The sequence below is a fragment of the Pseudomonas avellanae BPIC 631 genome (assembly GCF_000444135.1).
Lineage (GTDB): Bacteria > Pseudomonadota > Gammaproteobacteria > Pseudomonadales > Pseudomonadaceae > Aquipseudomonas > Aquipseudomonas avellanae.
Window position 1 is genome coordinate 1 of the sequence record NZ_ATDK01000333.1, and the last position, 13,931, is coordinate 13,931.

Sequence of the window (13,931 nt, forward strand, 5' to 3'; positions counted from 1 at the left end):
GATTGGTCAGGTGTTGCGCTCAGTTTTTGCCGCCGCCATAACTACGTGGGGCAGAAACCGGCTGGTATCCTTGGTGATCAGGCTGTCATCTTCACGAATGCCGATTCCTGATGCCAGATCGCCAATAACCCACGAGCCGATCAGCGTGTAGCTGTCTCCAAATTTCGGAAGTGGCGAATACGCCTGAAGAATGTAAGGCGCATCGGTGTAAGGACCATCGACCGCAATGACCTGGTCGCCCGGCGTGCGCATTTCGATGTTGGCGCCTTCGCGGGAAAAGTACGGCTTGCGCACCCAGCCCTTGGGCACCGGTTTCGTGACGTCCTGATCAACTCGCGAAGGCAGCAGGTTCGGATGGCCTTCGTTGAATTGCCACAGCAACGGCAAGATCCCCTTGTTGCTGAGGATCGCCTTCCAGGCAGGCTCGACAAACTGGGTGCCGCTGGCCGTAACGTTCTTGCCGAATGCCTCGTGAAAGATATGTTCCCACGCATGCAGTTTGAACAACCGCTCGATCCAGCGCCCGTCCAGGTCGACAAAACGCCCTTGGTCGTTGAGCCCGATGTCCTCGATGTCGATGTGCCTGGCATCAATACCGACATGCGCCGCCATGCGCCGCAGAAAATCAGTGGTGCCACGGTCCTCGACCGAGCCGGACATCGCCGCAAAGTAGAACGGGCTTGCCCCGGGAAATTCGGCGAAGGCGCGAACAAGATCCTCGGCAATCGAGTTGAACTGGCTGGCATGCGCCGGCAATACTCCACGCGCCATCTGCTCTTCGAGCCAGAGCAGTTGAAACGCGCCAGCCTCCATCAGGCTGGTCGGGGTATCGGCATTGATCTCGTACATCTTTGCCGGGCCCGTGCCGTCGTAGGCGAAGTCAAAGCGTGCGTAAAGATGCGGGTGCCCTTGCTGCCATGACGTCTGAATCACATCGAAAAACGCCGGAGGAATGGCCAACTGGTGCAGCAACTCTTCGCTGCCCACCACCCTCGCCACCGCATCCATGCACATCTGATGGAGTTCCTGCGTGGGGGCCTCAAGGTCGCGGGTAATCTGCTGTTCGGTGAACAGGTAATACCCGCGCTCATCCCAGTAGCGCTCGCCGTCGATGGTGTGAAAGTTGAAGCCTTCACGTTCGGCGGTGGCACGCCAGTCCGGGCGTTCTTCGATGCTGATTTTTTTCATGGCGCGCTCCGTCAGCCTCCGAAACTGCTGCTGCCGCTGCTGCTCTTGCCGCCCCAGCCGCTGCGTGCCGAAGCCTGACTGCCGAAGCCGCCACGCGAAATGGTCGATGACACCGACGACGAGCCAGAACCCGAACTGCCCAGGTTGCGCCCCAGCGTGCTTTTGCCATAGCTGCGGTCCGGGCTGGACTGCGCCTGAGTCGAACGGCCGAAGGTCTTGCCGCGGTCAATCTGGCTGGGCAAGGACGAGCTGTAATAACCACCGCGGTCATCGCGGGTCTGATAAATAGGCTGCGAGTAATAACGGCTGCCGCCACCGAAACCGTTGCTGAGCAGATTGCCGATCAGCAAACCGGCCATCAGCCCGGTAGTGCCACTCATGCCCGCGGGCGCGGACTGGGCTACTTCCTGATTGGCCCGGTCCAGCGCCTCCTTCGGTACATGCCCGGAAAACCCCAGCTCGAAGCCGCCGAGCTTCGGCACGTACTTGCCGTCCGAAGTGACCTGGCAATAATCCGGTATGAAGTCAGCGTCACAAGACGCCTTGTCATCGTAGGTCGGCGCAATGCGGCGATGGTCGGACAGCGCCTGCATGTAGGCATCCGAACAGACATTGACCGGCACCTTGGCATCGACACATTCCTGCACCGAACTGAAGTTGGCCTTTGCGTTGAAAGTGTCCTTGTCTTCCGACGGGCCACATGCAGCAAGCGCCAGTGGAAGCGTGCTGGCGAGCACCAGCTTTACTGAACTACGTCTCATCGTGAGTCTCCTTGTTCAAGGCTGCCGTCAGACCGAGGGAGTCATGCAGGCGGCGTTGAGAAGACCGACGCTGATTGCGACGCTGGCCGAATAGATAGCAGCGGCCATTTCGCCTTTGGCGATACGCGTCGACAGGCCCTTGAGCACCCGGCTGGTAACGCCGAACGCCAACAACTGCACCGCGGCGGCAATCACCACCCAGACGATGACGTCCAGAATGCTGATGCTGTAGGTAATGATGTTACTGGCCGGCAACGCGAAGCCGATCAGTGAACCGCCCAGCGCCAGTGCCGCGGCACTATTGTTTTCGCGGATCAGCGCGAACTCCTTGTGCGGCGTAATCCTGCTGTAGATGAACTGGAACAGGGCGAACAGAATCGCCGCCACCAGAATGTACATAACGAAGCCGAATACAGCGGTGGCGTTGAGCGACATACGCAGCGCGTCGATCATGAGGATTTCCTTGTCAGAGAACGTTGATATCAGTGGATTGCAGCGTTATGCCAACTGCCGTGGTGAGCGTGATGCTGCCCTCTTCGTCTTCCTCTACGGAAAACAGCAGAAACTCACGGCGGTTTATCAGTCCCGTTTCGCGGGCGTACAACATGCTCAGGTGTTTCACGCGATAGGCAGCATCAGGGCTGACGATATCTTCGTCCAGCGGCGTCAGTTCGGTCTGGCCCGGTGACGTGCCCCATTGCCGCTCGAATTCCTCGCCATCGTGCTCGTAGGTGGGCAGGCCGATCTTCGACGACGGGCCGGTCAAGCGCAGCAACTCGGCCTTGTCGGTGATCGGCTCGGCGCTGTAATAACCGAACAGGATGATGTCCTGAACGTCTTCCGGGTTGGGGCCGTTGCTGACCACTTGCAGAAAGTAATCCTCGTTATCGAGGTAAAAGCGATGCAGGGCCATCGACTGGCCCAGATCGACGCGCCCCACGGCCCAGACCTTTTCATCGCCGGGGACCACCACTTCCGAATGCCCGTCGAGCAACAGCTTCAATGAGCTGTCCAGGCATAGCATCCGCCCGGATGCCAGCCCCAGCGGGTTGGCCAACGCGTCACCCTCACGACCCGACGCCTTGGGTGCTTCCAGACCCATGGCACGTTTGAACCAGCTCATAGTGCGTTTCCTTGAAGTCGACTGGAGGCAATGTAGAAAATTTCCCCGCCCAGGATAGACATATCGTTGGCCGGATTGATCTCGAACTGCTGCATGGTTGAGGAGCGATAACCAATCAGCGTGGCATTGAATTCCTGGCGCATGCGTATGTACAGCTCGCCGCAGGAGCAGGCGAAGTCGGCAGGCAGCACATGACGGTACTGCGTGGCACCCTCGCCAACACACAGCAGCTCGGTGATCACCGAGCTGGAGCCTGGGTCCTGCGCGGCGCGAACCAGCATTTCAATGGCCATGTTCGAGGTGCATTCCAATTCAGGTGCGTAGGTTCTGGCCAGCGCTGCCCGTTCGGAATTATTGAAGTGCGCGACCACATGACCGGTCGGCCCGAGGCTTTTGAGCGTCAGTACGATGGCGAGTGTCAGGCTGTCGGATTGGGTGTGGACCAGAATTCTCTGCGCGCCCACGACCCCCGCGCGGCTCAGCACCGCCGGCGAATCCAGAGAATCGCCCTTGATGAACGACGCCCTGCCCGGCAGCGGGTTTTCCGTGATGATCGAGTCGCAGATAACAAGCCCGGCCCGGCTGGTGGAGGTGTCCTGACCGAGCAGTTCGACGATGCGCTCGCTGGCTTCTCCGTCCCAGCCGACCAACACCGTATGGCCTGTCAGCGCCGAGCAATCGCCTTGTCCTTTCATGTTCCTTCTCCAGATATCACCGACCGACGTCGACGCCTTGCCAATGACCGTGGTCAGCAAGGCAATGCCACCCAGCATGATCCAGGTGGTAGTGACCAGCTTGCCCCACCCTGACTTGGGCGAAAGATCGCCATAGCCGACGGTGGTCGCAGTGGTGAGGTAGAAATAAGTGAAGTCAGCCCCCTGCAACAGGTGCTCTTCACCGGCCAGTGTCAGCAACAGCCAGGAAACGCCATAGTGCACCAGTAACAGCATGCCGATGCCAGCCCAGCCGAAACGCTCGAAAAACGACGAGGTGTGACGCTGAAGTAACAGGAGCAGAGTCATCCTTTCAAATCCTTGAGCCAGGTTCCACTTCCCTACGGGTCAACAGGGTCTTCCCGGTCAACCGTCGTCGATTACAGCCGCAGTGCATCAGGCCTTTTCTGCCAGCAATGCCCTGGAATGCATCAGCCACGCCACACAAATACCGGCAAACGCACCGGCGATGTGTGATTCAAACGAAACACCGGCCACCGGCACGAAGCCGAAAACCAGCCCGCTGTAGGCGGCCAGCACAATCAGCGCCAACAGCACGCTGGCGAGGCTGCGCTGATACCACGCCCGGGCCAGCAGATAAGCCCACAAACCGAAGATCAGACCGCTTGCGCCGACATGGATATTGTTGCGACCAAAACTCCAGACCAGCAGCCCGCCCAGCAGGCAAATCAGCCCGGCGACCCACGCATAACGCCTGACACCCTCGGTAGCCGCCAGCCAGCTCAGCACAATGAACGGCAACAGGTTGCTGAGCAAGTGTTGAATCGAGCCGTGCAGAAAGGGAGCAAAAACAATTCCGCGCAACCCGTCAAGGCTGCGCGGATTGATACCGAAATGAACCAGACTATTGCCCGTGATCGAGTTGATTGCCTGCACCACAATCAACACTGCCGACAGGGCAAGGATGACCTTGAGTCGTTTGGAAAACTCCATTCACCACCCTCGCCTGCCTGGATACTTCGATTACTGCGCCGGCGTCTGGTTTTTGGCTTTCAGGCGTGCCAGCACATCTTCTGCGCCGCCGCTTTTGGCACCAATACCGGCGTCCTGCAAGCGACGCTCAAGGTCACTGCCGCTGGACTGGCTGGCCAGTTCTTCGGCCGCTTCCAGCTTGGCATCCTGTTCGTCCTGGCGCTGCTTGAGGCGCGCCAGCGAACCCACTGCAGTCTCGACCGAACCACTCGCGCCACCGGTTGCAGTGGCCGTCGCAACGCGGGCGCGCTGGACAGTTTCACGGGCCTTGGCCATCTCGACCTGCTGCTTGAGGCTCTTGATTCGCGACTCGGCCTTGATCACTTGCTCCTGCAACAGGCTGACCTGCTTGCCGAACTGATCGGCCAGTTCCTGCTCCTGGTCACGCAGGGCTTCGATCTCGGCAATCTTGCTTGCACATTCAACGGCCAGCGCTTCTTCGCCCTTGTTCAGAGCCTGCATGGCGCGGCCTTCCCAGTTGGCAATGCTGGTGGCGTGCTCTTCAAGACGCTGCGCCGAGAGCTTGTGCTTGGCCTTGATGGTGATCAGCCCGTCGCGGGCCTTGACCAGCGCGTTGTCGGCGTCACGGATTTCCTGATCCAGAATGCGAATGGCATTGGCATCGGCAATCGACTCGCCCACTTCGGAAGCGCCACCACGAACGGCGGTCACCAGTTTTTTCCAGATACTTGTAGTCATGAATGTTCTCCGCCTGACAGCGCTGTTCAGTAGATGAAATGATCTTCAAAAGCGTCGGCCGCACGGATCACGTTGTCCGCGAGGGTGAGAATTTCCTGCACAACCACCGTGAGCGACGAAGCAGCGCTCAGCGCACCAAACAGGCAGTAAACTTCCTGACCGTCACCCAGTTTTTCGATACCGACCGATGACAGCGGAAACAGATCGCGGCTGCGCAGCACGACATCGTTGAACGACTGCACATTCTTGATCTTGTTCACTTCGATCAAGGTCGCGTCAGCCAGAATCTGCTCGCCTTCCACTGCGATATAGATCGGCAGGTCGCCGTAGCCGGTCATGGTCAGCCTGATGCCCGAGGCAACACCTTCGGTGACGTCCAGTTCGATCTGGCCCTGAGTCACCAGATCCAGTTCAGAAAGAGCCTTCTGCAAAGAGCTGATGGTCCAGTGGGTATTCTCGGTCATGAAATCCTCCAATTTGATCCTCTCGCCCAAAAAGGGCTGTCTTAAGGCTTTTTCAATACCACGCAGGGCATCGACATTCTCGGGCCGGATCCAGAACTCCCGCTTGACCAGCCCCGCATCCTTGAGTCGCAGACGCATTTCACGCATGTAATCGGTGGAACTCTTGGTCTTCTTGGCCGGGACAGTTGCGTCGCCCTGATTTTTACGAGGCATTGGCGCTTCCCCTTGCTGCAGGCCGTGGATCAGGTGAGCAACGTATCAGATGTTTTCAAGGATGGATATACCTCACATGTGAGATTTTTTAGGGCAACCTGTGCGTATGAGCCCTTGTGGGAGTGGACTTGTCCACGAAGACGGATCGTCAGGCACCGAATAAATCAGCGCAAAAAACTCAAAAAAAGGCGCTATCCACATCCGCAGATAGCGCCTTTCTCCTGAGCACCCATCACGCACTCAGCACCGCATCACCCATTATTCAGCCAGGCTTTTGCTCACCACTTCATACACATCCGCCGACAGTTTGCCGGAGGCGAGGATACGCTCCAGCTCTGCTTTCATCAGCGCCTGACGGGCGCTGTCGTATTTGCGCCAGCGGGTCAAAGGGGCCAGTTGGCGGGAGGCGATTTGTGGGTTCAGGGCGTTCAGCTCGATGACCAGGTCCGCCAGGAAGCGATAGCCGGAGCCGTCCGCAGCATGGAAGTTGATCAGGTTCTGCCCGGCGAACGCGCCGATCAGGGCGCGGACCTTGTTCGGGTTCTTGATGCTGAACGCAGGATGTTTCATCAATTCCTGCACGCGTTGCAGGCCACCCGGCTGAGTGCTGGCTGCCTGGACGCTGAACCATTGATCCATGACCAGCGCGTTATTCTTGAAGTTTTCGGCAAACACGGCCAACGCTTTGTCACGCTCTTCGGTGAACGGCGAATTGACCAGCACGGCCAGTGCCGTCAGGCGCTCGGTCATGTTGTCGCAGGTGTCGAACTGGTCGATGGTCGCCGCCAGCACTTCTGGTTTGCCGCTGAGCATCAGGTAAGACAGCGCGATATTCTGCAGCGCGCGACGGGCAAAATGCGCAGATTCGGCAACGTATGGCGTGGCCTTGGAAAGCTCGCGGTTGGCCTTGTAGCGCGTCAGCAGGCTGTCAAACAGGCCATCGGCCAATTGTTGGCGAGCAAATTCGCGAGCGGCGTGAATGGCATCGACATCAGCCACTTCGCTGATCTCGGCCAGATAAGCCTCGCCCGGCAGCGAGAGCATTTCCGCGACCATGGCCTGATCCAGATGCTCGTCCGCCAGTACGGTGCCCAGCGCGGTAATCAGACGCTGATCCATGACCAGTGGCTGACCTTGCTGATGCAGACCGATCAGTTCCTGCAACACCTGAACCGACAGTTGCTGGCCCGCATCCCAGCGGTTGAAGCCGTCGCTGTCGTGCTGCATCAGAAACATCAGTTGGTCGCGGTCGTACGGGAAGCTCAGCCTGACCGGCGCCGAGAAGCCACGCAGCAAGGACGGCAGTGGCTTTTCAGCGACATCGACAAAGGTGAACGTCTGCTCGGCCTCAGTCACCGAAAGCACCCGCGTGCTGCCGGTTGCGGCAGTTTCGTGGGCCAGGCGCAGGGCGATCTCGCCGCCTTCGCTGTCCAGCAGACCCAGTTCGACCGGAATCACGAAAGGCTGTTTCTGATCACCAGGCTGGCCCGGTGTAGTCGGGCAGCTCTGGCGGAAGGTCAGGCGGTAGGTTTTCGCAGCAGCGTCATACGACTCGCTGACCGCCAGACGCGGCGTGCCTGCCTGGCTGTACCAGCGCTTGAACTGCGTCAGGTCAACGCCATTGGCGTCTTCCATGGCCTTGATGAAATCGTCGCAGGTCACTGCCTGACCATCGTGGCGCTCGAAATACAGGTCGCTGCCTTTGCGGAAGCCCTGAGCACCCAGCAGGGTGTGGAGCATGCCGACCACTTCCGAACCCTTTTCGTACACCGTCAGGGTGTAGAAGTTGGAAATTTCGATGAAGCTGTCCGGGCGCACGGCATGGGCCATCGGGCCGGCATCTTCGGCGAACTGGTGGGTGCGCAGGTAGGCGACGTCCTGAATACGCTTGACCGTGGCCGAGTTCATGTCGGCCGAGAAACCGGCGTCGCGATACACCGTAAAGCCTTCCTTGAGCGACAACTGGAACCAGTCACGGCAGGTCACGCGGTTGCCCGACCAGTTGTGGAAGTATTCGTGGGCGACGATCGCTTCGACGCGCTGGTGCGCGGCATCAGTCGCCGTTTCGGCGCGGGCCAGCACGGCGCTGGAGTTGAAGATATTGAGGCCCTTGTTCTCCATCGCACCCATGTTGAAGTCGTTGACCGCGACGATCATGAAGATATCCAGGTCGTACTCGCGACCGTAGGCCTCTTCATCCCAGCGCATGGATTTTTTCAGGCTGGTCATGGCGTGCTGGCACTTGTCGACGTTTTCTGGCTCGACGTAGATGCGCAGGGTCACTTCCCGCTGGCTCATGGTGGTGAAGGTGTCTTCGATGCACCACAGATCGCCGGCCACCAGCGCGAACAGGTAAGCCGGTTTCATGAACGGGTCTTCCCAGGTCGCCCAATGCCGTCCGCCCTCTTCTTCGCCGCTGGCAATCGGGTTGCCGTTGGACAGCAGGATCGGGAAGTTCTGCTTGTCAGCGCTGAGCGTGGTGGTGAATGTGCTCATCACGTCGGGGCGGTCGAGGTAGTAGGTAATCTTGCGAAAGCCCTCGGCCTCACACTGGGTGCAGAACATGCCGCTGGACTTGTACAGGCCTTCCAGCGCGGTATTGGTTTCAGGATGGATGCGCACGGTGCTGTCGACCGTGAAACTTTCGGCCTGTGGATGCAGCGTCAGGTGATCGTCTGTCAGTTGATAATCAGCAGCGCCGAGCTCGATGTCACTCAGTTTCACCGAAACCAGTTCCAGGTGTTGACCGTCCAGCACCAATGGCGGCAAGCCTGCGCCACGCGCGGGGTTGCGGCGCATGACCAGTTGGGCGTGGACCAGCGAGTGGTCGTCGAACAGCTCAAAGGTCAGGTTCGTCTCATCGATGAGGTACTCGGGAGCCTGGTAGTCCTTGAGGTAAATCATTTTCGGTTGTTCGGTGCGCATGCTGGAATCCTTCTACTGATGCACGGCCAGTTGATAGGCCGTGTATTTGCGAATGTTGATCACGCCGGTATCGAAAATCAGGTATTGGCCCTTGATCCCCAGCAGCGTGCCCTCGGCAATCGGGTTCTTGTCCAGGTTGAAGCTGACAATCTTGGTCGGATACGCCTCGACCGGGTAACGAAACTCGACAGGCTCGGCGTCATGTAGCAATTGGATGGCTTGCAGACCGAATCGTTCTTGCAATCCCAGCAGGCCCGCGCCGCAACTGTCGAATAACTCTTGGCGAATGGCCTTGAGATCGACCGGCTGAGCATCGCCTTTGAGCAGCGCACGCCAGTTGGTGCGATCAGCTACCTGACTGCGCAGCAGGTCCTCGACGAAGCCCGACTGTTGCCGGGTGGCAACGCGCAGGATCGGCAGCGCCTGGCTTGCGCCCTGATCCAGCCAGCGGGTCGGCAGTTGAGTGGACCGGGTGATGCCGACTTTCACGCCTGACGAATTGGCCAGGTAGACAATGTGATCGGTCATGCAGAATTGCTCACCCCACGACGGGTCACGGCACGTGCCCTGATCGTGGTGGCATTTTTCCGGGCTCATGATGCATAGGTCGCACTGCGCCAGCTTGAGCATGCACGGGTAGCAATAACCCTGGCTGTAACTGGACTTGGTCTTGCGCCCGCAATGACTGCAATGAATGGCGCCGAGAAACTCCAGACGCAGCGTCTTGCCGATCAGCGGGTTGACCGCGATCTCGGTGTCGCCCAAGCGAAAAGCGTATTGCACAAACGACGTGTCATCCTGACGCGCCGACATTTTGTTGACAGCTCCGCGACCAATTTCGATCAATGAATGGCATCCGATTTGAACAGAATATTAGGCACCGGCGCTGATTTGGAGGCGCATTCCTGCGGCCCCATGTAGCCAGTGCGCTGGTCTTCCGGCAGGTTCTGCGCTTCCCATGCGATCAACGCCTGCAACGACAATTCACGCTGCTCCTGAGTCAGCTTGCGGCCATCGGACCATTTGCCGATTTCCACGGCCAGCTTCAGGCTTTCGTAGACATCCGGGGTGATGTTTTCAATCATTTCTATAAAAGACGACATGGGGCACTCCAGAAAGTAGCCAGTGATTCTAGGCCTTGCGGCGTGCAATCGCACCACCGAAAAGGCCGGTAATACAGCCGATGATCAGCCCGCCGACATGCGCACCGTTGGCGATCTCGCCGAAGCCGAGCATGCTCACCAGACCGGACAGACACAGCGCCAGCCAGACCAGCATCATGATCAACACACCGCGTGGCAGCCGGTAAACCGGGTTGGGCGCGAGCATTTGATAGATCCAGCAATGGCCAAGCAAACCGTACAGCACGCCAGACAGCCCGCCGAACAGGCTCGGACCGCTGAACAGGTATTGAACGTAGTTGGAAACCGCTGAAAACAGCAGCGTCAACAGCAACAGGGACACACTGCCCTGACGGACTTCGATGCGGCGGCCGAGCTCCCAGAACCACATGCCATTCATGGCCAGGTGCAGGATGCCGAAGTGGATCAGCATCGGCGAGACGATGCGCCACCATTGCCCGGAAGCCAGCGTTTCAGACAACGGCAGAAACGTCGCGTACTCGCCATTGATGCGGAAATCCTGAAAGGTCAGCCAGCGAATCGCTTCCAGGTTGTCGCCCAACAGCGTCACGCCCGCCACCAGCAACGTGACCAACAGCACCAGCGCTGTCACCGGGCTGTTGAGCAATTGCGTGATCAGACCCGGCGCCTTGTAGCCGGGCGCCTGGGAAGCGTCTGCCAGTTGAACATTGTCGTCCCCCTCGGGAAAGCGCGTGTACAAATCGCGCACGTCATCGGCCAGGCGCTCGGCGTCCGGCACCCAGAGCACCTGCTCACCGACTTCTTCACTGACCCGGTGAGGGATCTGCAAGCGCTGCAACAAACGAACAAAACCGCTCAGGTCGGTAGTCAGCGGCAAACGCAAAACGGCAACGGGACTCATGGTGAAACCTCGGGGCGCTGAACATCAACCCAGACGAATTTGTCCGGATCGACGTGTGTTTCCTGATCCAGCCGATAGGCGACCAGCTTGCCGTAGAGCACCGCGCTGTAATCCAGGCAGGCCAGGTTCGGCCGAATGGGTGCGGGGATACCGCTGCGCCAGTAATGACCGACAAACAGCAGCGGCTCGTTGCTGCCGTAGCGCAGCAATGCGTTTTTTTCGGACGTGGACAATGGCGTCTTGGCCACGCCTTCGGGCAGTGCGTCGGGCTGGAAGACCACGTCGCCGTAGGTCTGTGGGTTATCTTCCCAGAACTTGGTGCGGAAGAACTCACGCGTCAGCCCGTCGCCGCCGGTCAGGGTCAGGCCATGCGGCAGGCGCATGTCGGTGCCGCGCAACAGGCGGTTGAACACGTTGCTGGCGAAACTGCCGGGCACTGCCGACGCTTGCACAAAATGCCTGTCGATGCAGCCGGTGCCATGCAGGCCGCGCAACGGGTCGATCAGGGTTGCGTCCCAGCAGGCGTGCACCACCCGGAAACGTCCGGCATCAATGTACAGCGGCAGCTCGTAGAACCAGTTGACGAACTCGTTCCATTCATCCGGATACGCTTCGAATTGCGCCAGTGTTTCGCCGATCAAACGGGCATGGCGCAGGGTGTGCTCGCGCACAAACAAGTGACCGCTCTCGGGCAGCGCCGGTGTCATCCAGCCCAGCGCATTGAACTCATGGTTGCCCATGATGCAGTACGCCTGCCCGGCCTGAACCATGTCGCGCACGATGTGCAGCGATTCGCGAATACGCGGCCCTCGGTCGATGATGTCGCCGAGAAAAATCGCGATGCGCTCAGGGTGACGCCACACGCCAGCCTGCAGACGGTAACCCAGCAGTTCCAGCAAGTGCTCCAGGGTATGGGCGCACCCGTGCACGTCACCGATCAGATCATAGCCACGCGCCGGATCGAGCATTAATCGCCCCCGCCGCCGAGCCTGCTGCCCCAGCCGAGCTTGGTGCGGCAGACTTCGTAATAGTTGTGATCCAACGGGTGAATCAGGCGCAGTTTCTGTGGCTTCTTGCTGACCGTGATGGTGTCACCCGGCGCGCAGGTAAAGTGGTTCTGCCCGTCGCAGGACACTTGCGGATAAATGGTCATGTCCTTGGACACCACGATTTTCAGCTCGCTGTTGCCGTCAACCACGATGGGCCGCCCGGACAGCGTGTGCGGGTACATCGGCACGATGACGATGGCGTCCAGCTTGGGGTGCATGATCGGCCCGCCCGCCGACAGCGCGTAGGCGGTAGAACCGGTCGGTGTGGCGACGATCAGGCCGTCGGCCTTCTGGCTGCAGACAAACTGGCCGTCTATATAGATCTCGAATTCGATCATGCGCGTGGACTTGCCGGGGTGCAGTACTACGTCGTTGAGCGCATCGCCCTGGCCAATGGCTTCACCGTGGCGGCGCACTTCGGCCTGCAGCAGGAAGCGGTTTTCGACCAGATAATGCCCATCGAGCACTTCGGCGCACTTGACCTCCAGCTCGTCGGGGCGGATGTCGGTCAAAAAGCCCAGGCTGCCGCGATTGATGCCCAGCACCGGCACGTTATGCCGGGCCAGGGCACGCGCCGCGCCCAACAGGCTGCCATCGCCACCGACCACGATGACCATGTCGCAGACCTCGCCGAGCATCTTGCGTGAAGACGTTTGCAGGCCATGACCGGGCAGGACTTCGGCAATGGTCTCTTCGAGGATGACATGCAGATGCCGGTCCAGCAGGAATCTCTTGAGTCGGCGTACGGTATCGAGCACCTGAACACTGCCGAGGCGACCGATGATGCCGATATTTCGAAATTGCTCCATGAGGCTCCTGCTGCGGTTCGAGACGACTTAAAACAGCGATTATGGGCGAAACGGCCCGGCAGCGGCAAACCGGCACGCAAAGATCCATTGAAAAGACGTTGATTCGCTCAAACCTCTCGGAATCGCCTTACATGCCCGACAGAGAATATTCATTAGTTTCGTCCGTTTTCAATGCACCAAGGCTCTACGAAAAGTCGGCGAGCGAAGGTCAGGCAAGGCAAAAACAGGCGAGGACGCGGAGTGTTTTCGCCCTTCACTCCCGATACGACCACAGAGCCGGTCTGCAATCACCCGGATCAGATGGCAGAAATGGCCCGTTACATCGCTGAAGAGATGAACCGAAACCTTCTACATCCCACCGTCCAGAAGTTGAAGAAACGGCTCAACTATGACGCTGCGCAAGAAACCTGGCAATGGATGGAGCTGCCGTGGTACGCACAACTGGGTGCACATAACAACCCACAGACGATAGCGGCCTCGAAGACTGCGGCAGCGATGGTGATATGGGCGGAAAAAGTGGGGCAGAACAGGGAGTGGGATCACAAGCCAAAAATACTAAAAGAATTCAATAACGACACTCGTCATAAACAAGGCAGGTACGCTTATTACTATGACATCTGATCGAACATTCACTATGGATACATTGGCATGGCTGCAGGGTTCTCGGAGAGTGTACTTCTGGAAGGTGCAGGACTAGAGCAAATCGCGTCAGAAACATTGGTAAAAGCTAAAAACCCGATAGAGAAACCTTGGCCAGCGCCCTCCGAAGGCATTTCGGGTTTGCGAGCCTGGGACGATGACCTTGACCGGATATCGATTGGCATTGGTATATCGTTCTATCGCAAACATCCAGAGGGCGGGGTTCAGGCCAGAGAAATCATGAACGCCGTTCTAGTGTACTGTTTTCGAAAAAATCAGCCACCAACTAACGGAAAATTCAAATCTTATCAATAGCTTAGCTTGCAGGTTATGGGTAACTTATTTCGAAAA

16 protein-coding genes are annotated in these 13,931 nt (G+C 58.7%); 2 read left to right on the forward strand and 14 right to left on the reverse strand.

The window, feature by feature from the left end:
* Positions 1-6 precede the first annotated feature (6 nt).
* The 14 genes from DW49_RS0120295 to DW49_RS0120360 form a co-directional block, all read right to left on the reverse strand.
* The gene (locus DW49_RS0120295; protein WP_024421375.1) at positions 7-1,188 is read right to left on the reverse strand and encodes a glutathionylspermidine synthase family protein; all 1,182 of its coding nucleotides are present in this window, start codon (positions 1,186-1,188) and stop codon (positions 7-9) included.
* 11 nt (positions 1,189-1,199) lie between these two features.
* Positions 1,200-1,949 (reverse strand): DUF1190 domain-containing protein, encoded by a 750-nt coding sequence (locus DW49_RS0120300; protein WP_005619641.1) that lies wholly within the window; start codon positions 1,947-1,949, stop codon positions 1,200-1,202.
* 27 nt (positions 1,950-1,976) lie between these two features.
* Positions 1,977-2,402: a DUF350 domain-containing protein gene (locus DW49_RS0120305; protein WP_005619643.1), complete on the reverse strand. Its 426-nt coding sequence runs from the start codon at positions 2,400-2,402 to the stop codon at positions 1,977-1,979.
* A gap of 13 nt (positions 2,403-2,415) precedes the next feature.
* Complete coding sequence (locus DW49_RS0120310; protein ID WP_005619645.1) at positions 2,416-3,072, reverse strand: DUF2491 family protein; 657 nt, start codon at positions 3,070-3,072, stop codon at positions 2,416-2,418.
* Positions 3,069-4,094 (reverse strand): ion channel, encoded by a 1,026-nt coding sequence (locus DW49_RS0120315; RefSeq protein WP_005619647.1) that lies wholly within the window; start codon positions 4,092-4,094, stop codon positions 3,069-3,071. The genes DW49_RS0120310 and DW49_RS0120315 overlap by 4 nt, the downstream gene beginning before the upstream one ends.
* An 87-nt stretch (positions 4,095-4,181) precedes the next feature.
* Positions 4,182-4,739: a rhomboid family intramembrane serine protease gene (locus DW49_RS0120320; protein WP_005619650.1), complete on the reverse strand. Its 558-nt coding sequence runs from the start codon at positions 4,737-4,739 to the stop codon at positions 4,182-4,184.
* A gap of 30 nt (positions 4,740-4,769) precedes the next feature.
* Positions 4,770-5,477: a PspA/IM30 family protein gene (locus DW49_RS0120325; RefSeq protein ID WP_005619653.1), complete on the reverse strand. Its 708-nt coding sequence runs from the start codon at positions 5,475-5,477 to the stop codon at positions 4,770-4,772.
* A 26-nt stretch (positions 5,478-5,503) separates the two neighbouring features.
* Positions 5,504-6,154, reverse strand: a complete 651-nt coding sequence (locus DW49_RS0120330; protein WP_005619655.1) for a YjfI family protein — start codon at positions 6,152-6,154, stop codon at positions 5,504-5,506.
* Between the two features lie 258 nt (positions 6,155-6,412).
* On the reverse strand, positions 6,413-9,079 hold the full coding sequence (gene pepN, locus DW49_RS0120335; RefSeq protein WP_024420547.1) for an aminopeptidase N: 2,667 nt from the start codon (positions 9,077-9,079) through the stop codon (positions 6,413-6,415).
* 12 nt (positions 9,080-9,091) lie between these two features.
* On the reverse strand, positions 9,092-9,925 hold the full coding sequence (locus DW49_RS0120340) for a DUF2797 domain-containing protein (RefSeq protein WP_017701462.1): 834 nt from the start codon (positions 9,923-9,925) through the stop codon (positions 9,092-9,094).
* Entirely contained in the window at positions 9,922-10,182 is a 261-nt protein-coding gene (locus DW49_RS0120345; RefSeq protein ID WP_003382943.1) for a YeaC family protein, read from the reverse strand. The genes DW49_RS0120340 and DW49_RS0120345 overlap by 4 nt, the downstream gene beginning before the upstream one ends.
* A 28-nt stretch (positions 10,183-10,210) precedes the next feature.
* On the reverse strand, positions 10,211-11,083 hold the full coding sequence (locus DW49_RS0120350) for a rhomboid family intramembrane serine protease (protein ID WP_005619658.1): 873 nt from the start codon (positions 11,081-11,083) through the stop codon (positions 10,211-10,213).
* On the reverse strand, positions 11,080-12,051 hold the full coding sequence (locus DW49_RS0120355) for a metallophosphoesterase (protein WP_005619659.1): 972 nt from the start codon (positions 12,049-12,051) through the stop codon (positions 11,080-11,082). The genes DW49_RS0120350 and DW49_RS0120355 overlap by 4 nt, the downstream gene beginning before the upstream one ends.
* A complete protein-coding gene (locus DW49_RS0120360) occupies positions 12,051-12,941 on the reverse strand; it encodes an NAD(+) kinase (RefSeq protein ID WP_003382947.1) in 891 nt (296 codons plus the stop codon). Before DW49_RS0120360 ends, DW49_RS0120355 begins: the two co-directional genes overlap by 1 nt.
* Positions 12,942-13,181: 240 nt before the next feature.
* Here DW49_RS0120360 and DW49_RS1000000133740 point away from each other — a divergent pair, with 240 nt between their 5' ends.
* Together DW49_RS1000000133740 and DW49_RS1000000133745 are read left to right on the forward strand one after the other, a co-directional pair.
* Entirely contained in the window at positions 13,182-13,562 is a 381-nt protein-coding gene (locus tag DW49_RS1000000133740; protein ID WP_005619660.1) for a hypothetical protein, read from the forward strand.
* Positions 13,563-13,568: 6 nt separating this feature from the next.
* Positions 13,569-13,895 carry a polymorphic toxin type 44 domain-containing protein gene (locus DW49_RS1000000133745; protein WP_370464052.1) on the forward strand — a complete coding sequence of 109 codons (327 nt, stop codon included), beginning with the start codon at positions 13,569-13,571 and terminating at the stop codon, positions 13,893-13,895.
* Positions 13,896-13,931: the final 36 nt, after the last annotated feature.